The sequence below is a fragment of the Microbacterium psychrotolerans genome (assembly GCF_031085295.1).
In the GTDB taxonomy this organism is placed as follows: Bacteria; Actinomycetota; Actinomycetes; order Actinomycetales; family Microbacteriaceae; genus Microbacterium; species Microbacterium psychrotolerans.
Genome location: NZ_JAVFWO010000004.1, coordinates 460870 through 482228 on the forward strand (window position 1 = coordinate 460870; position 21359 = coordinate 482228).

Below are 21359 nucleotides of genomic sequence, written 5' to 3' on the forward strand. Positions count from 1 at the left end.
GCCGCGCCTGAGCCCGCGCACCCGACGACCGCGCCCGGGCGACGGGGCTCTCACCCCGCCGCCCGAGGCCGGCGTCAGCGGGTCACGTACGACAGGGCGTCGACGCGCAGCACGTCGCCCGACGCCTTCACGAGCCGCAGGGTGTGCTCGCCCTTGCCGAGACCGTCCTGCGAGAAGATCTCGCGCTGCGTGAGCCGTGCGGCGCTGTGCAGGTCGACCGTGTCGACGAGCGCACCGTCGAGATAGACCTCGACGTCGCCCTGGTCGGGCGCCGTCGGTCCGGTCACGGTGACGGCCGTCCCCTGGAAGGTCAGTTCCACGGCGGCGCCGTCGTCCTCGGTCCAGTGGACGTCGTCGCGCAGGTCGCCGCGGAACCGGAAGTCGAGGGCCGTGTCGCCGTCAGGCAGCGTCGACAGGTACGAGGCGCTGAAGGTGACGGCATCCGCTTCCACGGTGTAGTCGGTCCCGCTCTTCAGCGCGGTGCCGTCGCGGGAGATGCCTTCGAGCTCGCCCAGGTCACGCAGGACGTGGACCGTCGCGTCGGCGGGCGCCGCCCGGTCGAACACGACCGCGCCGACATCGATCAGACTCTGCTGCACCACGTCGAGCCGGTCGAGCAGCATGAACTGTCCCGACTTCTTGACCACCCGGATGGTGTGACTGCCGTCGGCCAGGTCGCGGACACTGTAGACCGCCTGCTGCACCCCACGCCCCTGTGCCGGGTCGAGATACGTGTCGACGGTGTCGACCAGCACGCCGTCGAGGTAGACCTCGGCCTCGCCCTGCGACGAGTGGGTCTCGGTCACCCAGTCGATCCCGGTGCCGACGAACGTGTACTCGAACGCGGCGCCGTCGGCCTCCGCGTAGTGCACGTCATCCTGGTGGTCGCCCAGCCCGCGGCCCGTGCTGTGGCCCCAATTGCCGCTGTAGGCGATGGCCGGGTCGCTGTCGTTCACGGCCACCACGTTCGATGCGCCGGGTTCGGGTGCCGTCCCGCCCTGCGACGAGTCGTACGACGACACGGTCAGCGCCTGCGAGGTCGCCACGATCTCCTTGCCGGCGTTGCGGGACCATGCACCCTCGTACGACAGTCGGGCGTCGTCGTCGTTGAGCGCGATCTCGCCGCCCTTGGCCGGCGTGACGGTGAACAGGCGTGTCCCGTGCACCGGGACGTCGTCGGCGGTGAACTCTCCGTCGAAGCTGCCCAGGTTCTTCTGCGCCCAGAGGTCGCGCACCTTCGCCGATCCCTGGAGGCCCAGGTCGGCGAACGACACCTTCATGTCGGCGTCCGTGCGACCGAGGTTGAACAGCGCGACGGTCACCGAGCCGTCGGGGTTCATCGCGTACCAGGTCTGCTGCTTCGTCGCCGTCGACACCGGGTGGGCCGGACGGCCCGCCTGGTTCACGGCGATGACCTCGGGGTTCGTCAGCAGCTCGATGCCGTAGTCGTCGAGCCGCGTCATGTCGTTGCCGACGTACATCGGCGCGGCCGCGACCGCCCAGAGGGTCGTCGCCGTGCGCCGCTCGTCGCGGGTCAGACCGTCCATCGAGCCGTTGCCCACGTTGAGGGAGTCGAAGTCGTTCCAGCCGCGGTCGGGGCCCGCGAAGCGCCACCAGTCGGCCGCGCGCGGGAAGAGCCGGGCGATGTTGTCCCACGTGGTGAGGGCCTCGTCGCCGCAGTAGCACTCCACATCCCACTCGACGCGCCAGCCGTTGGCGTGCTCGGCCCAGTAGTCGGCATAGCGGATGTCGAGCGCCCACGACAGCTCGAACCAGATGCCGTTGCGCTCGAGCGCCTGCGACCAGGCAGCGACGTCGTCGCGGGCATCGAGGGAGAGGTCGCCGATTCCCGACCCGGGCGTGACGCTGTCGAACTTGAGGAAGTCGATGCCCCACTCGCCGAACATGTCGGCGATCGAGTCCACGTAGGCCTGCGCGCACGGGTTCGCGAAGTCGAGGCGGTAGCCGATGTTCCAGTAGTCCGCCTGCTGGATCGGCTGCTTGACGATGTCGCCCGTCGAGCAGTCGGGGGCGCCGTAGATCGGCAGGTCGGCCTCGTACACCTCGGGCGAGATGCCGGGGATCGCGTAGAGTCCGACTTTCTGGCCGTTGCCGTGGATGTGGTCGATGACGGCCTGCAGCCCGTTCGGGAACAGCGTCGTACTGGGCGTCGGACGCCCATACTCATCGGTGCCGCCGTTCCACGCGGCGTCGATGTTGATGTACTCGTACCCCGCCGACTGCAGCTTCTCGTGCATGGCGTCGGACTGGGCGATGATCTGGTCGGCGGTGATCCAGGTCGATCCGCTGCCCGAGTACACCTGCATGCTGTAGCTGCTCCAGCCCATGTACGGGCGGGCGCCGAGCTCTTCCTCGGGCGCGGGCGCTGTGGCGGCGGGCGCTATGGCGGCGGGTGCGGTCGTCGCCGGGGAGACGGATGCCTCCGCCGGCGGCGCCGCGTACGCCGCCGTGGCGCCGACCCCGAGGGTCAGCGCCACGGCGGCGAATGCCGCGAGCCAGCGTGGCCGGCGGGCATGGCGATCGTAGGTGTCCATGGTTTCCTCTCTGCGGTGGGTTCGACGGTGAACCCCGCGCGCGTGCCCAGGCCCCAGTGGCGGCTGAACGCGCAGGTTCCAGAAGGTGGAGGGGACGTCAGCGGCTCATGGCAGCCTCTCGACGTCGAACAGCAGCGCCTGCTGCGGATTGAGGGTGGGAAGCGGCACGCCCGCGACGCCGAGTACCGACCCGGGGAGCTCGATGCCCCCGTCGAGGGCCAGGCGCATCCAGTCCGGATCCGACACCTCGTGCCGGCTGGCCGGGCCGAGCTCCGACCTCACGCGCACGCGATAGACCGCTCCGGCGTCGAGCCCGGGAAAGCGCACCCGGCCGCTCTGCCCGTCGGGCGACGTGGCCAGGCGGGTCCAGGTGAACAGCGCCCGCTCCCCGCCCGCCGCCACGATGCCGGTGAGCATCGTCGCGTCGTCGGCGAGGTCGGCGTTGACGACGTCGCCGGTGTGGATGAGCTCGCGCAGCTCGCGGTACAGCGCCGCCCATGCCGTGATCGTCTGCAGGTCCTCGGCACCCGACACCGTCAGGTCGGTCTCGATGCCGGCGTGGGCCGTGAGGGCGACCGCGAGCCGGAACGACAGGTCGGTCTCGCGGGAGGTGGTGTGGGAGCGGCGGGCGCCGAGGTGCGAGCCGATGAGCTCGGGCGGAACCAGCAGCCGCGTCCAGCGCTCGATGCGCGCCCGCTCCACCGGGTCGTTGCAGTCCGACGCCCACACGCGGTCTGTGCGGTCGAGGATGCCGAGGTCGACGCGACCGCCTCCGCCCGAGCACGTCTCGATCTCGAGGCGCGGGTGGCGGGCGCGCAGTTCGTCGAGCAGCCGGTACAGGGCGAGCGTCTGCTCGTGCACGAGCGGCCGGTCGCCGCCGTCGCGGCGAGCGACGGGCTCGACGAGGTCGCGGTTGTGGTCCCACTTGAGGTAGTCGATGTCGTACTCGGCGACCAGTGCGCTGATGCGCTCGAGCACCAGCGCGTAGGCGTCGGGGTTGGCGATGTCGAGAACGTGCTGGTTGCGGGCGGTGGCTCCGGCGCCCTGGCCGGGCGCGAGCACCCACTCCGGGTGGTCGCGGGCGAGGTCGGAGTCGGGGCTGATCATCTCGGGCTCGAACCACAGGCCGAACTGCATGCCGCGCTCGCGCACGGCGTCGACGAACGGCCCCAGTCCGTCGGGCCACACACGCTCGTCGACGAGCCAGTCACCGAGCCCGGCGTTCGCGTCCCGGCGACCGCGGAACCACCCGTCGTCGAGCACGATCCGCTCGACGCCGACCTCGGCGGCGCGGTCGGCGATCTCGACGAGGCGGTCGAGGTCGTGGTCGAAGTAGACCGCCTCCCAGGTGTTGAGCACCAGTGGGCGCGTGGTGGCGGGGTGACCGCGCCGAGCGCGGAGCCGGCGGTGGAACCTGGCCGAGAGCCCGTCGAGCCCGCGGTCCGACCAGGTGAAGAGCGTGGTCGGGGCGTCGTAGCGCTCACCGGGCTGCAGCACCACCTCGCCCGAGCGCAGCAGCTCGCCGGCGCCGATGACACGGGACTGGGCCCCTGCACCTTCCGGAAGCCGCTCGGCGAGGTACTCGCCGTCACCGCTCCAGGCGAGATGGACGCCCCACAGCTCGCCGTGCGCGAAGCCGAACGCGGGCGTGCCCGCGACCAGCAGGAACGGCGTGTCGTGGCCGGGCTTTCCGCGGCGCGCACGGCGGGCGTGCGTGCCGAACGAGAACGGCAGCCGCTGCGGCGCGCGCTCGCGGCACCACTTGCCGGTGAAGTCCAGCAGCTCCCCCGCGCGGTCCGGCACGGGCACGAGTGCACGAAGCCCGTCGACCAGATACGCGGATGCCGCCTCCGCGGGGTTCTCCACCGACAGGTCGACCGACAGCACGCCCGCGGCATCCAACCGGTAGGTCAGGCGGGCGAGGGTGCCGGCGACGTCGTCGTCGAAGCGGAGCGCGATGCGTCCGCCGCCGTCGGGTGCGGTCTCGATGTCCGCGTCGACGAGCCGTGGGCGCGGAGTGGTGGCGGTGCCGCCGCGGTGACCGGCCTGCGCGGGCGTCCCTGCCCAGCCGTCCTGCTCCGTCGGCCACACCGAGAAGAGGCGTGGGACGTCGGGCGAGTTGTTGAGCACGGCGGGCACGGATGTCGCACGCAGCGCATCGATCCCCCGCGCGTCCAGAGCGCCGAGATCGGCGCCCCAGTGCAGCACGCGGGGCATGGCGCCCGCAAGATCCACGACCAGCGCAGCCCCTGCCGCTCGCAGCGTATGGACGGCTGCCGGCACGGCTCTCGTCGCCGGCAACGTCTGGACGGCGCCTTCACCGTTGACCATTCGAACTCCTCCATCGAGTTTCTTGACATCGGTAATTAATCACGTTTACGCTGGCGTCGCAAGCAAAGATCCGAGGTCTGCAGGCGAAGTCGCCGCGGACACTCGCGATCTCGGACACCGACGACCGAGGATCGAGATGAGCGACACCCTGCGACTGTCGTGGAGCGCACCCGCCGATCGGTGGGAGGAGGCCGCACCTCTGGGCAACGGCCGCATCGGCGCCATGGCGTTCGGTGGCGCGACCGGACGATACGCGCTCAACGACGCCACCGTCTGGTCGGGAACCCCCGACGGCCCCGCGGCGGCGCTCGCTGAGGTGCTGGCCGGCGGCGCCGGACCGGAGCGGCTCGCGGAGATCCGTACCGCGCTCGACGCCGACGACGTCCGCACGGCCGAGGCGCTGCTCATGTCGTTCGAGGGTCCTTACTCCCAGGAGTTCCTCCCGCTGGGCGACCTCACTGTCGAGATCGCCGGCGCGACCGCTGTGACCCCCGCGCGCATCCTCGACCTCGACGAGGCTGTGCTGATCGAGACGCTGCAGGTTGCCGGGGGCACCGTCCGCCGGCGCTCCTGGGTGTCGGCACCCGCACAGGCGCTGATCGTGGAGCTCACCGCGGACGTCGAGTTCGCGGCATCCGTCTCTCTCACGACGCCCCTCCGCGGTACCGCGAACGGTCTCGGTCTCGATATCGAGATCCCCGTCGACGGCGCCCCCCTGCACGAGACCTCGGCCGAGCCGCCCCTGCGGTACGCCGAGGCCGACACCGACTTCGACGCCTTCGCGGCCGCCGCGGTCGCGCTGGACACCGACGGTTTCGTGGATGCCGCGCCTGCACGCGCGGCCGTCCACGGGGCTCGCCGGCTGCTGATCGCCCTCTCCACATCGTCCCGCGCCGAGTTTTGGTGGGCCGACGCGGACGGGGAGTGGCGGACCGCCTCCCGCGAGGCGATCCGGGACCGGGCCAGAGAGCGGGCGGATGCCGCGGCACACCGCGCACCGTCCGCGCTGCTCGCCGAGCACATCGCCGATCGTCGGCGCCACGCTCGGGCACGGTTCGCGATCGGCGGTCGACGGGAAGGCACGTGGGACCTCGACCGCGACATCCTCCACAGCGGCGACGCCCAGCTGAAGGCGACGATCGCCGCCGAGTTCGGGGCGTACCTGCTCGCCTCGTCGTCTCGGGCGGGGGGACCGGCCGCGAATCTGCAGGGCATCTGGAACGACCAGCTTCGTCCCGCGTGGTCGTCCAACTACACGATCAACATCAACACCCAGATGAACTACTGGGCCGCGCCCGTGCTCGGGCTCGACGACGCGTCCGAGCCGCTCCTCGCGCTCGTCGAGCGGCTGGCCGGCACCGGCGCCGACGTCGCGCGCGAGCTGTACGGCGCGCGGGGCTGGGTGGCGCACCACAACTCCGATGTGTGGGGCTGGAGCCTTCCCGTCGGCGGCGGCCACGGCGCGCCGAGCTGGGCGATCTGGATGATGGGCGGCGTGTGGCTCACCCACAATCTGTGGGACGCGTACGAGTTCGGCGGCGATGTCGACCTGCTCCGTTCGCGGATCTGGCCGGTCATGCGCGGCGCCGTCGAGTTCTGTCTCGACTGGCTGGTGCCCGCGCCCGACGGGACGCTGCGCACCTCACCCTCGACGGCGCCCGAGAACTCCTTCATCGGTCCCGACGGCGGGTCCACCGCCATCGGACTGACGGCGGCATCCGATGTCTTCCTGATCCAGGCGCTGTTCGAACGCGCACTCACGGCCATCTCGGCGCTCGGCGTCGACGACCCCCTCGCGGCCGAGATCGACCGGGCGCTGGCCGTGCTCGCCCCGGTGGGGATCCGTTCCGACGGCCGGCTGAGCGAATGGTCGGCGGAGGTCGTGGAGGTCGAACCGCTGCACCGGCACCTGTCACCCCTCGTCGGCATGTATCCGCTCGACACCCTCACGCCCGCCCGCGACCCCAGGCTGTTCGACGCCGGCGTCCGTCTGCTCGACGCGCGCGGCCCCGGAGCGATGGGCTGGTCATGGGCGTGGAAGATCGCGCTGCGCGCCCGCATCGGCGACGGCGATGCCGCCGCGGCGCTCCTGGACGAGGCGCTCACCCCGTTCGAGGGCGACGCGACCCGCCACGGACCCGTCGACGGCTCGGAGTGGGGCGGGCTGCTGCCCAACCTCTTCAGCACGCACCCGCCGTTCCAGATCGACGGCAATCTGGGCTTCCCCGCCGGCATCGCCGAGATGCTGGTGCAGAGCCACGGCGGCATCGTGCGGCTGCTCCCCGCCCTGCCGTCCACCTGGACCGACGGCGACGCACAGGGCCTCGGCGCACGGACCGGCCTCGTGGTCGACCTGGCGTGGCGCGACGGCGCGCTGGCGTCGGCGACGCTGCACAGCATCCGCGGCGGCGCGCGGGACGTGATCGTCGAGTCCGCCGGCCACCGCGTGGTGGTCCCGGTGCCGGCCGGCGGGAGTGTCGACGTGCCGGTGGCCGCGCTCACCGATGCCGCCGGTCTTGCGATCGGGGCGTCCCGTGCGCGGTGAGCTCGCCCTCGTCGACGAGCCCACCACGCAGACCGAGCCACCGGACTTCGACGGGTTCTGGGCCGACACGCTGGCCGAGGCCCGGCGCCACCCGCTCGACGTCACCGTCGAGCCGCGGGAGACGGGCCTCGCGGTCATCGACGTGTTCGACGTCACGTTCCGCGGCTTCGGGGGCACACGGATCCACGCGTGGCTGCGTGTCCCGCGTGGCGCGGCAGCGCCGCTTCCGGGGCTCGTGCAGTTCTTCGGCTATGGCAACGGCCGCGGCCATGCGCTCCGCGATCTGCGTTGGGCGGCCGCCGGCTACGCGCATCTCGTCGTGGATGCCCGCGGCCAGGGCCACGGCGACACCGACGACGACCACGCGGACGGCGGACCCTCCGCGGGCGGGTTCCTCACCCGCGGCATCCGCTCGCCGTACGAGTACTACTACCGGCGGGTGTACGCCGATGCCGTGCGGGCCGTCGAGGCGCTGCGCTCTCTGGACGTCGTCGATCCCGCCCGCGTCGGAGCCGTCGGCGCGAGCCAGGGCGGCGGGATCGCGCTGGCGATCGCAGGGCTGGTGCCCGACCTGGCGGTCGCGATCGTCCAGGCGCCGTTCCTGTGCGAGCTCGACCGGGCCGCCCAGCTCAGCGACGAGCACCCGTACGCTCTGCTGACCCAGCACTTCGCCGACCGGCGCCTCGACACGGCCACCGCCCTCGACACCCTGCGGTACTTCGACGGCGTGAACCACGCCAAGCGCGCCACGGCGCCGGCCCTGCTGAGCACCGGACTGCGAGACGGCATCGCGCCGCCGGCATCCGTCCTGCCCGCCTTCACGGCCTACGCCGGGCCCAAGCAGGTCGTGCTGTGGCCGTACAACGGCCACGAAGCCGGCGGCGACCTCGACGAGGAGAACGCGCTCGAGTTCGCCGCCGCGCACCTCGCGCCACGCCGACTCACGGCCGGTCGCCCCAGCGCCTGACACGCGGACTCGCTACCGTATCGACTGAGACCGAAGGAACCGATGGATCACGACACCGCTGCGCGCACGACGCTCATCCGTTCGGCGTCGGAAGCAGGATCGAGGGTGTTCGCCACCATCCTGACCCGCAGCCCCATCAGCCGCATCGACATCGCCCGCCAGACCGGGCTGTCGCAGGCCGCCGTCACCAAGGCGGTCTCTCCGCTCGTCGCGGCCGGTCTCGTCGACGCCCCGCCCGCGACGCACCGAGACGGCAATCCCGGTCGCCCCGCGGCTCCGGTGTCGATCGTCCCCGACGCGATGGTGCTGCTGGGCATCAAGGTGAATGTCGACGAGGTGATCGGGGTCGCCACCGACCTCGCCACCACGGTGCTCGCCGCCGAGACCCGGCCGCTCGCCGCCCACGATCCGGGGTCGGCGGCGGAGGCGATCATCGAGGTGGTCCGCCGGCTCGAAGAACGCCTCGGCGACAAGCGCGACGCCATCGCCGGCGTGGGCGTCTCGGTGTCGGGCGACGTCGACACCTCCACCGGCGTGGTCCGAGAGTCGGCGATCATGGGGTGGGCGGACGAGGACTTCGGCGGGCTGCTGCAAGAGCGGCTCGGCCGGCCCGTGACGCTGGAGAACGACGTCCACGCCCTCACCGTCGGCGAGCACTGGTTCGGCGTCGGCCTCGGCATGGAATCGTTCGCGATCGTCACCATCGGCCGCGGCATCGGCAGCGGCCTGCACCTGAACGGGCAGGTCGTGACGGGCGCCTTCGGGGTATCGGGCGAGATCGGCCACCTGCCGCTCGCCGACCCCGCGCGCATCTGCTCGTGCGGCCGCCGCGGCTGCGTCGAGGCGGTGGCCTCCACGGCCGCGATCGCGGCCACCGTGTCGGCCGCGCTCGGCCGCGACGTCGACATCGAGGAGGCGGTCCGCCTCGCGCACGCGGGCGATCCGGCCGCCGAGGCCGCGTTCCGCGAGGCAGCGGGCCTCATCGGCACCGCGATCGCCACGCTCGTCAACCTGGCGGGCCCGGAGCTCGTCATCATCGGCGGCGAGGGCGTGTCGAACTTCGACCTCTTCGAGAAGAACCTGCGCGACGCCTTCGAGGCCCACGCGTTCGGCGCCGCCGCCCGGTGCCGCATCGTGACGCGGCCGCACACCTTCCAGGACTGGGCCCGCGGCGCCGCTGCGGCCGCCATCCAGTCGCTCGTCCGCTGACGCCGCACCGCGGCATCCGTCCTCCCGGAGAAGCCATGCCCGTCATCACGCGCGCTCGCGCCATGCTCGTCGACATCCCCGTCGAGACCGTCCGCACCGACGCGGTGCAGTCGTTCGTTAAGCAGGAGACGATCGTCGTCGACCTCGAGACCGACGACGGCACGCCCGGCCGCGGCTATTCGTACACGATCGGCACCGGCGGCCGCGCCGTGCTGTCGATGCTGCGAGACCATCTGCTGCCCGCGATCATCGGTCAGGACGTGCGCCGCCCCGAGGCGGTCTGGCGGCACGCGTTCTCGCAGACCCGCGCCACCACCGTGGGCGCCATCACCTCTCTCGCGCTCGCGGCGATCGACACGGCGGTGTGGGATGCCGGATGCCGGCGCAACGGCGAGCCGCTCTGGCGCGCCGCCGGGGGCGGCGACCCAGACGTGCAACTCTACGACACCGAGGGAGGCTGGCTGCACATCGACGCCGACACCCTCGTCGCCAACACCGTGGCCGCGCGCGACGGAGGCTGGCACGGCTCCAAGCTCAAGGTCGGCTCGCCCGAGCCGCGCCGTGACGTCGAGCGCCTCGCCGCGGTGCGTGCGGCCGTCGGCGCGGGCTACCCGCTCATGGTCGACGCGAACCAGGGGCTCACGCTCGCCGATGCGCGCGCCCTCGCCCGCGCGATCGAGCCGTCGGAGATCTCCTGGCTCGAAGAGCCGCTGCCTGCCGACGATGTGTCGGCGCACGCCCGCCTCGTCGAATCGACATCCATCCCCATCGCGGTCGGCGAGTCGCTGTACTCGGTCGGGCAGTTCAAGGAGTACCTCGCACGGGATGCCGCCACCATCGTCCAGCCGGACGTCGCGCGTGTCGGCGGCATCACGCCCTGGCTGAAGATCGCGCACCTCGCCGAGGCGTTCAACGTGCCGGTGTGCCCGCACTTCCTCATGGAGCTGCACGTCAGCCTCGTCGCCGCAGTGCCGAACGGTCGCATCGTCGAGTACATCCCGCAGCTGCGCGCCGTCACGACCGCCGACCTCGTGGTGACCGACGGTCGCACGACCGCTCCCGACGAGCCCGGCATCGGCATCTCGTGGGACGACGACGCGCTCGAGAACCTGCGCGTGCTCTAGCCGGAGCCGCGACGCGAAGATGCCCGGCGGTCTCGCGACCGCCGGGCATCTTCGTGGGTGCTGCGCCCCGCTGCGTCCTACTTCAGCGCGTCGTACAGGTCCTGCTCCATCTGCAGGAACTGCGCGAGACCGAGTCCGTCCAGGTCGTCGAGGTACGCCTGCCAGGCGCCGTCGTCGGTGATGTCACGCTGGCCGGTGACGAACTCCGCCTGCGCCTGGGTGACGTAGTTCGCGATGTTCGTCTGCAGGTCGGCGAGCTCGGCCGACGTGTCGGGGTCGGGCCACAGCTTCTCGGACGGGAACAGGATGCTCTCGTCCGGCACGTACGGCTCGTACTCCTTCGACGCGATGAGCAGGCGCCGCTCATAGCCGTCCGGCGAGTAGACGTCCTCGGGCACGACCTGCGAGTTGCGGTACTCCAGCGAGTCCCAGTACTGAGCCATCGAGCGCCACGCGGCGTTCGAGGTCTCGTCGTACGTGAGCGGCTTGAAGGTCGGCTCCAGCTCCGGGTCGAGCGCGACGTCGCCGTCTTCCGCCGGGACCCACGCCTCGCCCTCCGGGCCCATGGCGCCCCGTTTGTCGCCCTCGTCCGTCACCAGGTAGTCGATGAGCTTGATCGCCTTGATGCGCTCGTCCTCGGTCGACTTGTTGGTAAGGGCGAAGATGCCGAGCGGGTTCACGGGCGACCGCCACGTGGCCAGCTGCGTCCCGTCGGGACCGGCGACCGGCGCGACCGCGTCGTAGTTCTTGTCGCGCCCGTCCGGGGACTCGGCCGTCACGAAGTCGTACGGATGCAGGTCGACCGCGGAGCCGAGGATCTCGGCACCGGAGTTGTCGCCCAGCGCCTTGAGCGCGTCGCCGTTCTGGGTGAACGCCGCGGTGTCGAGCAGACCCTCCGAGGCGAGCGAGTTGATGTACGCGAGGCCCTCACGCCACTCGTCGGACGCGGCGGCGAGCTGCACTTCGCCGTCCTCCATGACCATCGGGGGCGGGCTGGACGGTCCGGCGACCGGCGCATAGGCGAACGCGTTCATGAGGTAGTTGATGATCGGCTGCGTGGCCGAACCGCTCAGCGGCACCTCGTCCTGCACGCCGTTGCCGTTCGGGTCGTCGTTCTTGAACGCCCGCAGAACCGTGCGCAACTCCTCCGTGGTGGTCGGCTGCTCGAGGCCCAGGTTCTCCAGCCACGTGGTGTTCATCCACAGCTTCGACGGGAAGCTGCAGTGGTAGCACTCGCTCCACTGGGTGATCGCGTAGATGTGGCCGTCGGGAGCCGTGACCGACTCCTTCCAGTCCGGCTTCTCCTCGAAGCGCTCCTTGAGCGTCGGCGCGTACTCGTCGATGAGGTCCTCGAGCGGCAGCAGCACCCCCTGCTGGCCGTACTTGAGGATCTCACTGCGCGAGAAGGCGTCGACCCACGGTACGAGGAAGTACGCGTCGGGGTAGTCGCCGCTGGCGAGCGAGACCTGCCGCTTCTCGCCCGCAACGCTGCCGTCGTAGGTGGTGGTCTGCCAGTCGAAGTCGATGTCGAACTTCTTCTCGACCTCCTTGGTGAAGCTGTTGTCCTCGAGCGTGCCGTTGTCGCCCTGCGGACCGAAGGCGACGAGCTGCCCGTTGTCGTCGTCGGCCGAGGGCGTGCACGCCGCCATCGCGAGCGTTGTCGCCGCGATCGCGATCGCTGCGACCGCTCCCCTCATCAAGCTGTGTCTCATTGCCGGAATCTCCTTTGCCCGGGTCATTTTGCGTGGTGGTGGGTTCGTGGAGGGAAGCCTGATCAGCCCTTGACGGCGCCGACCATGATCCCCTTGTTGAAGTACTTCGCGACGAACGGGTACACGACGAGCATCGGCACGGTCGCGATGACGACCGTCGAGTACCGGAGCAGGTCGGCCAGCTCGCGTCGCCGGAGCTGCTCGCCGACATCGCCGCCGCCGCCGGCGTCGTTGAGCACGAGAAGGCCGCGGAGCACGAGCTGCAGCGGCTGCAGGTCTGCGTTGCGGAGGTAGAGCAGTGCGTCGAAGTACGAGTTCCACTGCATGATCGCGTACATGAGCGCGATGACGGCGATCAGCGGCTTCGCCAGCGGAAGGACGATCGACCAGAGGATGCGCAGCTCGCTCGCTCCGTCGAGCTGCGCCGCCTCGTACACCTCGTCGGGGATCGACGCGCGGAAGAACACCATCGCGATGATGACCTGCCAGACGCCGATCGCGTTCGGCAGCAGCATCGACCAGCGGGTGTCGAGGAGTCCCAGCGACTGCACGACCAGGTACATCGGGATCACGCCGCCGCTGAACAGCATCGTGAAGACGACGGCGCCGGTGATCACCTTGCGGCCGAACAGGTTCTGGCGTGAGAGCGGGTACGCGATCGCGACCGTGCCGGCCACGCTGATGAGCGTGCCGATCACGGTGTAGAAGACCGAGTTCGCGAAGCCCCGCACGATCGCCGGATTGCCGAGCGCCTCGACATAGCCGCGGAAGGTGATGTCGACCGGCCAGAACAGCACCTGGCCCGATGAGACGGCGTGCGGGCTGGACAGCGAGCTGGCGACGATGTTCAGGAGCGGCAGCAGCACCACCAGCAGGAAGATCGCGAGCAGCACGTAGGCCACCGCGACGAAGGCGCGGTCTCCCCTGGTCTCTCGGATCTTCACGCCGCGCGGCTCCGATCGCCTGCGCCGGACGCTGGGAAGGGATCGTGCGGCGACGGCGCCGACGGCGGCCTCTTCGGCGAGGACGGCCTCCTTGCTGATGACGTTGCTCACCACAGCCCGCTTCCCGTGACCCGCTTGGACACCGCGTTGACGACGAGCAGCAGCACCAGGCTGATCACGGCGTTGAAGAGGCCGATCGTCGCTCCGAGACTGAAGTTCGCGTTGAGGATGCCTGTCTTGTAGACGTACGTGGGGATGATCTCCGACGTCGAGAGGTTGAGCGCGTTCTGCAGCAGGAACGCCTTCTCGAACCCGATGGCCATGATGTTGCCGACGCCCAGGATGAGGATGATCGTCGCCGTCGGCATCAGCGCCGGCAGATCGACGTGCCGGATCTTCTGCAGACGCGATGCGCCGTCGATCTTCGCCGCCTCGTAGAGCGAGACGTCGACGGATGCGAGCGCCGCGAGATAGATGACCGCGGAGTACCCGGTCGTCGTCCACAGGTCGGTGGCCACGTAGATGTGGCGGAAGAAGTCGGCGTCGGCCAGCAGATCGACCTGGCCGGCGCCGAAGAAGCTGAACGTGCGCCCCAGCAGGCCGACGCGAGGCGACAGCAGCAGGATCGTCATCGACACGATCACGACCGTCGAGATGAAGTACGGCGCATACGTCATGAGCTGCACCGTGCGCTTGAAGAAGCGCAGCCGCACCTCGTTCAGCGCCAGCGCCAGGATGATCGGCAGCGGCAGGCTGGCGATCAGGGTGTACGCGGCGAGGATGAACGTGTTGGCGACCAGCCGCGGGAACACGGGGTTGCTGAAGAGCCGCTCGAAGTTGTCGAAGCCGACCCAGGGGCTCCCCCACACGCCGTCGATCGGGTTGTAGTTCTTGAACGCGATGATCGCGTTCGCCATGGGCACGTACCGGAACACGATGAACCACACGATGGGCAGCAGCAGGAGCAGGTAGAGCTGCCAGTACCGCCGCACGCTCCGGGAGAACCGTGCGCGGGTGGTCAGCCTTCGCGGCTGCGGGATCACCGCCGCGGCGGGTGTTGCATGCTCAACGTCGAGCGTCATCCGGATCCTCCAGGGATTACTTTACGACGTAATGTTATGTTGTCGATCGCGATTCCGCTACTGGATCATCCGATGTCTGCGATTTCGGCATCTCTCCGCCGACGTGTGCTCTCGCGGAGAGCGCACGTCACGAACGTGAAGGGCGGGTGCTCTCGGCGAGAGCACACGGTGTCGACGCGGCGCGAGCGGCGCCGCTACGCGAAGCGGACCGTCTGCTGCAGCCGCGTGCGGACGTCGAAGACCTCGTTGCCGCCGATGTCGCGCGCGCCTGTGATGCCGCGGCGCAGCACGGTGGCCAGCGCGCTGCGCGAGGTCACCGCGACACGCAGCCCGCGAACCCGCCCGAGCTCCTGGATGGGGTCGACCACGTCTTCGTCGGGGAGCACCACGATCGCGCCGCTGAAGCGGACGCCCGCTGCGCGCGAGATGACCCGCATGCGCGCGAGCAGCTCGGCGAGCGGTGCCCCGGGCACGCCGTCGCCGACGAACTCGCCGCGGCGCAGGCGCGCCGGACCGCCGAAGTCCTCGGAGAGCAGCCCGTACAGGCCGCTCGGGCCGAGCACGATGTGGTCGATCTTGGCATCGGGGTCGGCATCCCGTCCCGACGCCGCCACGTCGTGCCACACGGTGTAGCCCATGCCGAGGTCGGCCACGATGCGCGCCGTCGCCTCTTCGGCGAGCGCGTCCGCGAGTAGACGCCGCAGCGCCACGGGGGCTGAGCGCACGAGCGCCGGATCATAGGGGTCGTCGAGGGTCACGCCGCGGCCGGCCCACTCACGGATGAGCGTCAGATACCGTTCGCGGCGCCAGCCGCCCGGGTGCCCGTACGAGCGCGCACGCGGCCGGGTGTCGGTGCGAGCGGCCGGCGGTCGCCACCCCGACCATTCGGGCGCCGCCGCCTCGCCGAAGCCGTGGCCACGGTCGTACGCCGCGCGCGCGTCGGGGGTGCCGACCAGCTCCCACGCCCGCTGCACCTGGATGAACACGGCGGCGTCGCCACCGGTGTCGGGGTGCGTCTGCCGCAGCCGCAGGCGGTAGGCCTTGCGCAGGGTCTCGTCGTCGACAGCGGGGTCGACCGCGAGCACCTCGTAGGCCGATGCCGAGAGCGGACTGTCGAACACGCACCCTCCCCGGGGAGCTTCTGCCGCCCGGACCGGCCGCGCGGAACACCGCAGATCAGGCTACGTCACCGCCGGGTCGTCGGGCGCGTCGCGCCGCTCGTTGCGGCGCGCGTAGGCGGCGGCGCTGCGGCTGGACAGGGCGAGGAGGACCAGGATGTCGAGACTCAGCGAGACGTACGTCCCGTTGATCTCGATCTCCTGCCCCTGCGCCCACCACGCGGTGAAGGACGTGCTGATCGAGAGCACCGAGATGAGCATCACCACCACGCGCGCCCAGTTGACGCCCCGGTACACGAGGAATGCCAGCGCGAGGTCGAGCAGCAGCACCACCGAGCCCGTCACGAGCACCAGCGCCAGCGCCGCCTGAGTCCCCTCGGGGCTCGGGTCGAAGCCCTCGAGCACGGAGTCGGGATCGGCGAGGATGTCGTCCCACCCCGTCGCGATGCCGACGAGCACGGCGACACCGGCGAGAACGCGCAGCAGGATCAGCGCTGCGCCGGCGGTGGTGGAGATCGGCCGCTTCATGTTCGGGTCGTACCGCGGCGGCTTCAGCAGTCGCGCGGCCGGCTCGTACGCGGCCCGCTTCCGCGGGGCGGGCGTCTCTGCGCTCACGGCGTCACCTCCCCGGAGGCGTCGACGCGGGGATCGACCGCCCGCACGTCGACGATCGGCAGGTCGCCGTCGGTGCGGATGCTGTCGCCGCCGCCGTTGCGGGCGTGGTAGCCGGTGGCGAAGTCGGCGATGACGTCGACCACGACGCGGGGATCGGCATCCGTCACCGTCCGGACGATGTGGTCGCGCTCGACGTCGGTGTCGGCGTCGATCTTGTGCGTGACCTGGAGTGTGAACAGCGACAGGCCGACGCTCGTGTCGAAGGTGCCCGCCGCCAGCCACTCGACGCGGCGCCCGCCGGGCAGCAGCCAGTCGTCCGGACAGCGCCAGAACCGCACGTGGTGGCGCTGGGCCGGGTTGCCGTCGACCTCTTGCTGGTACGCGAAGTCCTGCTGGCGTCCGAAGAGGAACAGCGGGCTCACGGGCGCCTCATCGTAGCTGCGCCGCGAGAGCGTCGACGCGACGATCCGCCACGACGACCCGAGGGTGACCGGTTGGGCGCGGGTCCAGCCGGCTGCCTCGAGCGCGGCGCGGATCTGCTCGCCGCTGCCCTGGAACGCCAGGTTCACCGGATCGCCGAGGAGTCCGTCGCTCGTCCGGGTGCGCCCGATGAAGTACTCGGGCACGTAGACGGTGGTGAGGATGCGGTGCAGGCGGGGCAGCACGAGATAGGCGAGCAGCAGCCAGAACGCCAGGAAGAAGGGGACGCCCCACCAGCCGACGCGGAACGTCTCGGTGAAGCTGAGATATGCCAGCCACACCGCCGCGAGCCCGGCGAAGACGAAGAAGAACCAGTCGATCGCCACACCGATCGAGTACGCGCGGCGCCGGGCTGCCATGATCCGTCCTCGTCCGCCGACCTGTGTCAGCCCCAGAGCGGGATGTCGGGTCGGTGCGCCAGTGCGGTCGCGCCGAGGTCGGACGGCAGGTCGGCGAGAGTCGCCGGCTGCCAGCGGGGCGAGCGGTCCTTGTCGATGACCTGCGCCCGGATGCCCTCCGCGAGGTCGGGCTGGGTCGTGGCGAACCACATCACGAGCCCGTACTCCTGGTCGAGCGCGTGGCGCAGGCCCGGCAGCTCGCGCGCGCGGCGGACGGCCGCCAGCGTCACCGCGAGGCCGGTGGGTGAGAGCTCGCCGAGCAGATCGGCGGTGGCGGATGCCTCGGACTCCGGGCGGGCGCGCAGCCGCTCGACGATCTCGGGCACCGTGTCGGCGGCGAAGGCGTCGTCGATCCACGCGCGTGCCGCCTCGAGCTTCGATCGCACCGGCGTCTCGTCGAAGAGCAGCACGAGCTCGGTCGGCGTCGAGGGATCCGCGCGCGTCTCGAGCGCATCGCGGACGGCGTCGAGGTTCTCATGGGGCACGAAGTGGTCGGCGAATCCGGCGTAGATCGCGTCGGAGGCATCCATCACGGCCCCGGTGAGTCCGAGATACTCCCCCAGGCGGCCCGGCGCGTGCGCAAGAAGCCACGTGCCGCCGACGTCGGGGGTGAAGCCGATGCGCGTCTCGGGCATCGCCAGCTGCGATCGCTCGGTCACGATGCGGATCGCCGCGTGCCCGGCGACGCCGATGCCTCCGCCCATCGTGATGCCGTCGGCGAAGGCGAGGAACGGCTTCGGGTACTCGGCGATGCGGGCGTTGATCGCATACTCCTCGCGGAAGAACACCCCGGCGTCCTCGGCGCGGCCGCTCGTCACCTGCTCGGCGAGGCCACGAACGTCGCCGCCGGCACAGAGACCCCGCTCGCCGGCGCCGTCGAGCAGCACGACGTCGACCTCGGTGTCGTGCTCCCACGCATCCAACGCCTCGTGCAGCCGGCGGACCATGCCGAGGTCGAGCGCGTTGATCGCGCGCGGACGGTTCAGGGTAAGGCGCCCGAGGCCGCCGCTCGCACTCACGAGGACGGTGGGCTCTGCGGCGTCGGCGGCGAGGTCGGTCACGAGCGCAACGTTACCGGCCGGGTGAAGTTCTCCCACGCTGGAGCGGGATTTCCGCCAGGATGGGACTCGGTTCCGCAAGGAATCCGCAATGAAGCGGCCCCCACCTGTGCCCCCCGGGGTGTCTCGCTCACGTCCACGGGAAGGTTTCGGCATGCCCCACGGCCAGTCGCTGGAGTTCTCAGGTGTCACCAAGCGCTTCGGCGCCGTCACGGCCGTCTCCGGGCTCACCGCCCGCGTCGAACCCGGGCAGGTGACCGGATTCCTCGGCCCGAACGGCGCCGGCAAGACCACGACCCTGCGGATCCTGCTGGGTCTCGTCCGCGCGACGGACGGCCACGCGACGATCGGCGGCAAGCGCTACGCCGAGCTCGACCGGCCGCTGCAGACCGTCGGCGCCGTGCTCGAGGCATCCAGCTTCCATCCGGGCCGCACGGCCGCGGCGCACCTCACCATCTACGCGCAGGCCGCCGGCATCGCGAAGACGCGCGTCGGCGAGGTGCTGGACCTCGTGGGGCTGACGGATGCCGCCGGCCGCAAGGTCGGCGGATTCTCGCTGGGCATGCGCCAGCGCCTCGGACTCGCGTATGCGCTGCTGGGCGACCCCGGCGTGCTCGTGCTCGACGAGCCGGCGAACGGACTCGATCCCGAGGGGATCCGCTGGATGCGCGGCTTCCTCCGCCGGCTCGCGGCCGAGGGCCGCACCGTGCTCGTGTCGTCGCACCTGCTCGCCGAGGTGCAGCAGACCGTCGACGCGCTGCTGATCATCTCGCGCGGACGCCTGGTGTTCCAGGGCTCGATCGACGAGCTCACCGACCCCGACGAGCACGCCACCGTCGTCGATGCGCCCGACCGCGCAGCCCTCGCGGCTGCGCTGCGGGCGGCAGGCGTGCCGTTCGAGGTCCTCCGCTCAGGCCTCACCGTGCGCGGCCTCGATCCGGCCGCCGTGGGTGCGGCCGCCGCGGCGGGCGGCGTCGCGCTATCGTCGCTGCACCGCCGGGGACCGGCGCTCGAGGAGGTCTTCCTCGACCTCGTGAACGGCGCCCGCGTGCACGCCAGCGCGACAGGGGGGGTCGGCTCGCTCTCACAGGTGCCGGGAACGGATGCCGCGCCCGCCGCCGCGGCCACCTCCGGTGTCGCCGCGGCTGCGGCCTCGGCCGAGGCGGCGGGGGCTGCCCTAGCGGAGCCGGCCGCTGCGGCGGACTCTCCTGAAGAAGAAGGCTCGGAGGCGGATCAGGCCGAAGAGTCGGCGCTCAGCGCGGCCGCGCTCGACGCCGAGGCGACGGGAGCACCCGGTGCCGCCGCCGCTCTGGCCGCGGCCGCCGGCGCCGCGTGGGCCGGCGACTCCCGCGAAGCCGAATCCGTCGAGAGCGCGCACGACGCGGTCGCCGGCGAAGATCTGCCGGCCACTGCCGAGCCGACGGCGTCGGCGCCGTCGTTGTACGCGGTCGCCGGCACCGGGGTGATCGACATCGTTCCCGCCGCCGGGCAGGAGCCGGCGGAGCCCGAGCCGATCGACCGCCTGCAGGACGACGCCGAGCGGGAGCCGGCAGTGACCGCCGTGGAGTCCGACGGGTACGCCGCCGCCCAGCCCGCCGCCGAGGCGCCTTCGGAGACCGGTGAGACCGAGTACGCCGGCGATGATCCATGGGCACCCGAGGACGCCGATCCCGACGTCGGAGCCCTCGGCGAGATCGACGACGAGCTCTCGACACCCGAGCCCGCCGACGCGGACGACGACCGCCCGTGGGAGCACTACGTCAAGACGGATTCCGATTTCGAGGCCGACGCCTTCTTCGCGGCGTTCGACGCCGACGGCAATCCGCGCGCCGTTCCCGGCGGCGAGGCCGATGCGGCCCCCACCGGATCCGCGGCCGCGGATCCGGAATCGGAGACCGCGGAGGACGGCGAACCCGGCGCCGACTCCGACACCACCGACCCCGAACCCACCGAACCGGGCCCGACCGACCTCGGCGCGAACGCAGGCGCGGATCCCGAGACCCTCGGCGGCACCGCAGCCGAGGACGAGCGTGCCCCGGCAGAAGACGCCGATCCCGAACCCGACCCCGAGCCGTGGATCCCGCCTGAGGCCGGGGCGCTCGAGGACGCCCACGACGAGGCAGCCTCGGCGGCCGAGAGCCCGGAAGCCGCGCACGACGAAGCCGCCCCGGCGACCGAGGCATCCAGTCCCACCGAGGCCGCGAGAGACGACGCAGCCGAGCCGGTCGCGGCGACGCAGGACGCGGCATCCGCCCCCTCGTCCGAGGGTGACGAGGAGCACGTGGCCGCCGAGGACCGCGAGTCCGTCGACCAGGAAGGGGGCGACCGATGAGCCTGACCGCAGCGACGCGCGCCGAGACCACCAAGCTGTTCTCGACCAGCATCTGGTGGATCCTCGCCATCGTCCTCTTCGCCTACGTCGCCTTCACCGCGGCCGCCCTGGGCTTCGTGTTCGCTGCGGCGGCGTCGGGCTCGCTCCCCGGGGACGCGCCCCCGCTCCCCGAGGAAGGGCTGGCCGCGACCCTCTACAGCACGGCCACCGCCGTCGGCTACGTCTTCCCCCTCCTCGTGGGCACGCTCATGGTGACCGCGGAGTTCCGGCACAAGACGCTGACCCCGACGTTCCTCGCGACGCCGCGCCGCGGCCGGGTGCTCGCCGCGAAGCTCGCGGTCGGCGTCCTCATCGGCGTGGTGCTCGGTGTCATCGGCATCGTGGCAGCGCTGGGCACGTCGGCCGCCTTCCTCGCCGGCTTCGGGCTCGAGACCGCGATCACGTCGGTCGACACCTGGACGATGCTCGGTCGGATGCTGCTCGCCTACGTCCTCTGGACGCTCATCGGCGTCGGGGTCGGCGCCCTGGTGCGCAACCAGGTCGGCGCCGTCGTCGGCGTGCTGGTCTTCACGCAGTTCGTCGAGCCCATCGGCCGCACCGCCGCGGCGTTCGTCGAGGGGCTGTCGGACTTCACGCGGTTCCTCCCCGGCGCCGCCAGCGACGCCCTGGTCGGAGCGAGCGTGCTGTCGGCGAGCATGCCGCAGGGCTCGGCCGAACCGCTCGAGTGGTGGGTGGGCGGCCTCGTGCTGCTCGGCTACGCCGTGGTGTTCGTGGTGGTCGGCCACCTGGTGAGCTGGCGCCGAGACGTCAGCTGACGCAGCCGGTCCCGGTCCAGGACAGGCAGGTTCCGGCACCCGTGAACCTGGTAGTCCCGGACCGGGCACACGCG

At 71.4% G+C, this 21359-nt stretch carries 15 protein-coding genes; 6 read left to right on the forward strand and 9 right to left on the reverse strand.

What is annotated here, in order from left to right; genetic code table 11:
* Nucleotides 1–74: 74 nt before the first annotated feature.
* Nucleotides 75–2555: a X2-like carbohydrate binding domain-containing protein gene (locus Q9R08_RS15125; RefSeq protein WP_308868937.1), complete on the reverse strand. Its 2481-nt coding sequence runs from the start codon at nucleotides 2553–2555 to the stop codon at nucleotides 75–77.
* Nucleotides 2556–2660: 105 nt separating this feature from the next.
* Nucleotides 2661–4886 carry an alpha-galactosidase gene (locus Q9R08_RS15130; protein ID WP_308868938.1) on the reverse strand — a complete coding sequence of 742 codons (2226 nt, stop codon included), beginning with the start codon at nucleotides 4884–4886 and terminating at the stop codon, nucleotides 2661–2663.
* Between the two features lie 136 nt (nucleotides 4887–5022).
* Between Q9R08_RS15130 and Q9R08_RS15135 the strand changes: the two genes are divergently transcribed.
* The 4 genes from Q9R08_RS15135 to Q9R08_RS15150 are packed head-to-tail and all read left to right on the forward strand — an operon-like array spanning nucleotide 5023 to nucleotide 10731.
* The gene (locus Q9R08_RS15135; protein WP_308868939.1) at nucleotides 5023–7431 is read left to right on the forward strand and encodes a glycosyl hydrolase family 95 catalytic domain-containing protein; all 2409 of its coding nucleotides are present in this window, start codon (nucleotides 5023–5025) and stop codon (nucleotides 7429–7431) included.
* Complete coding sequence (locus Q9R08_RS15140) at nucleotides 7421–8398, forward strand: acetylxylan esterase (RefSeq protein WP_308868940.1); 978 nt, start codon at nucleotides 7421–7423, stop codon at nucleotides 8396–8398. The genes Q9R08_RS15135 and Q9R08_RS15140 overlap by 11 nt, the downstream gene beginning before the upstream one ends.
* Before the next feature lie 42 nt (nucleotides 8399–8440).
* Nucleotides 8441–9607 (forward strand): ROK family protein, encoded by a 1167-nt coding sequence (locus tag Q9R08_RS15145; RefSeq protein WP_308868941.1) that lies wholly within the window; start codon nucleotides 8441–8443, stop codon nucleotides 9605–9607.
* Between the two features lie 35 nt (nucleotides 9608–9642).
* Nucleotides 9643–10731 (forward strand): mandelate racemase/muconate lactonizing enzyme family protein, encoded by a 1089-nt coding sequence (locus Q9R08_RS15150; protein WP_308868942.1) that lies wholly within the window; start codon nucleotides 9643–9645, stop codon nucleotides 10729–10731.
* A gap of 77 nt (nucleotides 10732–10808) precedes the next feature.
* On the opposite strand, the gene Q9R08_RS15155 is transcribed toward Q9R08_RS15150, so the two are convergent.
* The 7 genes from Q9R08_RS15155 to Q9R08_RS15185 form a co-directional block, all read right to left on the reverse strand.
* Nucleotides 10809–12443 carry a type 2 periplasmic-binding domain-containing protein gene (locus tag Q9R08_RS15155; RefSeq protein WP_308868944.1) on the reverse strand — a complete coding sequence of 545 codons (1635 nt, stop codon included), beginning with the start codon at nucleotides 12441–12443 and terminating at the stop codon, nucleotides 10809–10811.
* Nucleotides 12444–12505: 62 nt separating this feature from the next.
* A complete protein-coding gene (locus tag Q9R08_RS15160; RefSeq protein WP_252787570.1) occupies nucleotides 12506–13498 on the reverse strand; it encodes a carbohydrate ABC transporter permease in 993 nt (330 codons plus the stop codon).
* Complete coding sequence (locus Q9R08_RS15165; protein WP_308868945.1) at nucleotides 13495–14469, reverse strand: ABC transporter permease; 975 nt, start codon at nucleotides 14467–14469, stop codon at nucleotides 13495–13497. The genes Q9R08_RS15160 and Q9R08_RS15165 overlap by 4 nt, the downstream gene beginning before the upstream one ends.
* A 194-nt stretch (nucleotides 14470–14663) precedes the next feature.
* Complete coding sequence (locus tag Q9R08_RS15170; RefSeq protein ID WP_308868946.1) at nucleotides 14664–15590, reverse strand: J domain-containing protein; 927 nt, start codon at nucleotides 15588–15590, stop codon at nucleotides 14664–14666.
* Between the two features lie 60 nt (nucleotides 15591–15650).
* A complete protein-coding gene (locus Q9R08_RS15175; RefSeq protein ID WP_308868947.1) occupies nucleotides 15651–16202 on the reverse strand; it encodes a hypothetical protein in 552 nt (183 codons plus the stop codon).
* Entirely contained in the window at nucleotides 16199–17041 is an 843-nt protein-coding gene (locus Q9R08_RS15180; protein ID WP_308868948.1) for an LssY C-terminal domain-containing protein, read from the reverse strand. Before Q9R08_RS15180 ends, Q9R08_RS15175 begins: the two co-directional genes overlap by 4 nt.
* A 26-nt stretch (nucleotides 17042–17067) precedes the next feature.
* Entirely contained in the window at nucleotides 17068–18141 is a 1074-nt protein-coding gene (locus Q9R08_RS15185) for an enoyl-CoA hydratase/isomerase family protein (protein WP_308868949.1), read from the reverse strand.
* A 151-nt stretch (nucleotides 18142–18292) separates the two neighbouring features.
* On the opposite strand from Q9R08_RS15185, the gene Q9R08_RS15190 reads away from it, so the two are divergent.
* Together Q9R08_RS15190 and Q9R08_RS15195 are read left to right on the forward strand one after the other, a co-directional pair.
* Entirely contained in the window at nucleotides 18293–20470 is a 2178-nt protein-coding gene (locus Q9R08_RS15190; RefSeq protein ID WP_308868950.1) for an ATP-binding cassette domain-containing protein, read from the forward strand.
* On the forward strand, nucleotides 20467–21285 hold the full coding sequence (locus Q9R08_RS15195) for an ABC transporter permease (RefSeq protein ID WP_308868951.1): 819 nt from the start codon (nucleotides 20467–20469) through the stop codon (nucleotides 21283–21285). Before Q9R08_RS15190 ends, Q9R08_RS15195 begins: the two co-directional genes overlap by 4 nt.
* Nucleotides 21286–21359 lie beyond the last annotated feature (74 nt).

Bases quoted from the DNA above. Each gene is read 5' to 3' on its own strand.
- Q9R08_RS15125 (WP_308868937.1), bottom strand. From the start codon at position 2,555: ATGGACACCTACGATCGCCATGCCCGCCGGCCACGCTGGCTCGCGGCA.
- Q9R08_RS15130 (WP_308868938.1), bottom strand. From the start codon at position 4,886: ATGGTCAACGGTGAAGGCGCCGTCCAGACGTTGCCGGCGACGAGAGCC.
- Q9R08_RS15135 (WP_308868939.1), top strand. From the start codon at position 5,023: ATGAGCGACACCCTGCGACTGTCGTGGAGCGCACCCGCCGATCGGTGG.
- Q9R08_RS15145 (WP_308868941.1), top strand. From the start codon at position 8,441: ATGGATCACGACACCGCTGCGCGCACGACGCTCATCCGTTCGGCGTCG.
- Q9R08_RS15150 (WP_308868942.1), top strand. From the start codon at position 9,643: ATGCCCGTCATCACGCGCGCTCGCGCCATGCTCGTCGACATCCCCGTC.
- Q9R08_RS15155 (WP_308868944.1), bottom strand. From the start codon at position 12,443: ATGAGACACAGCTTGATGAGGGGAGCGGTCGCAGCGATCGCGATCGCG.
- Q9R08_RS15165 (WP_308868945.1), bottom strand. From the start codon at position 14,469: ATGACGCTCGACGTTGAGCATGCAACACCCGCCGCGGCGGTGATCCCG.
- Q9R08_RS15180 (WP_308868948.1), bottom strand. From the start codon at position 17,041: ATGGCAGCCCGGCGCCGCGCGTACTCGATCGGTGTGGCGATCGACTGG.
- Q9R08_RS15190 (WP_308868950.1), top strand. From the start codon at position 18,293: ATGCCCCACGGCCAGTCGCTGGAGTTCTCAGGTGTCACCAAGCGCTTC.
- Q9R08_RS15195 (WP_308868951.1), top strand. From the start codon at position 20,467: ATGAGCCTGACCGCAGCGACGCGCGCCGAGACCACCAAGCTGTTCTCG.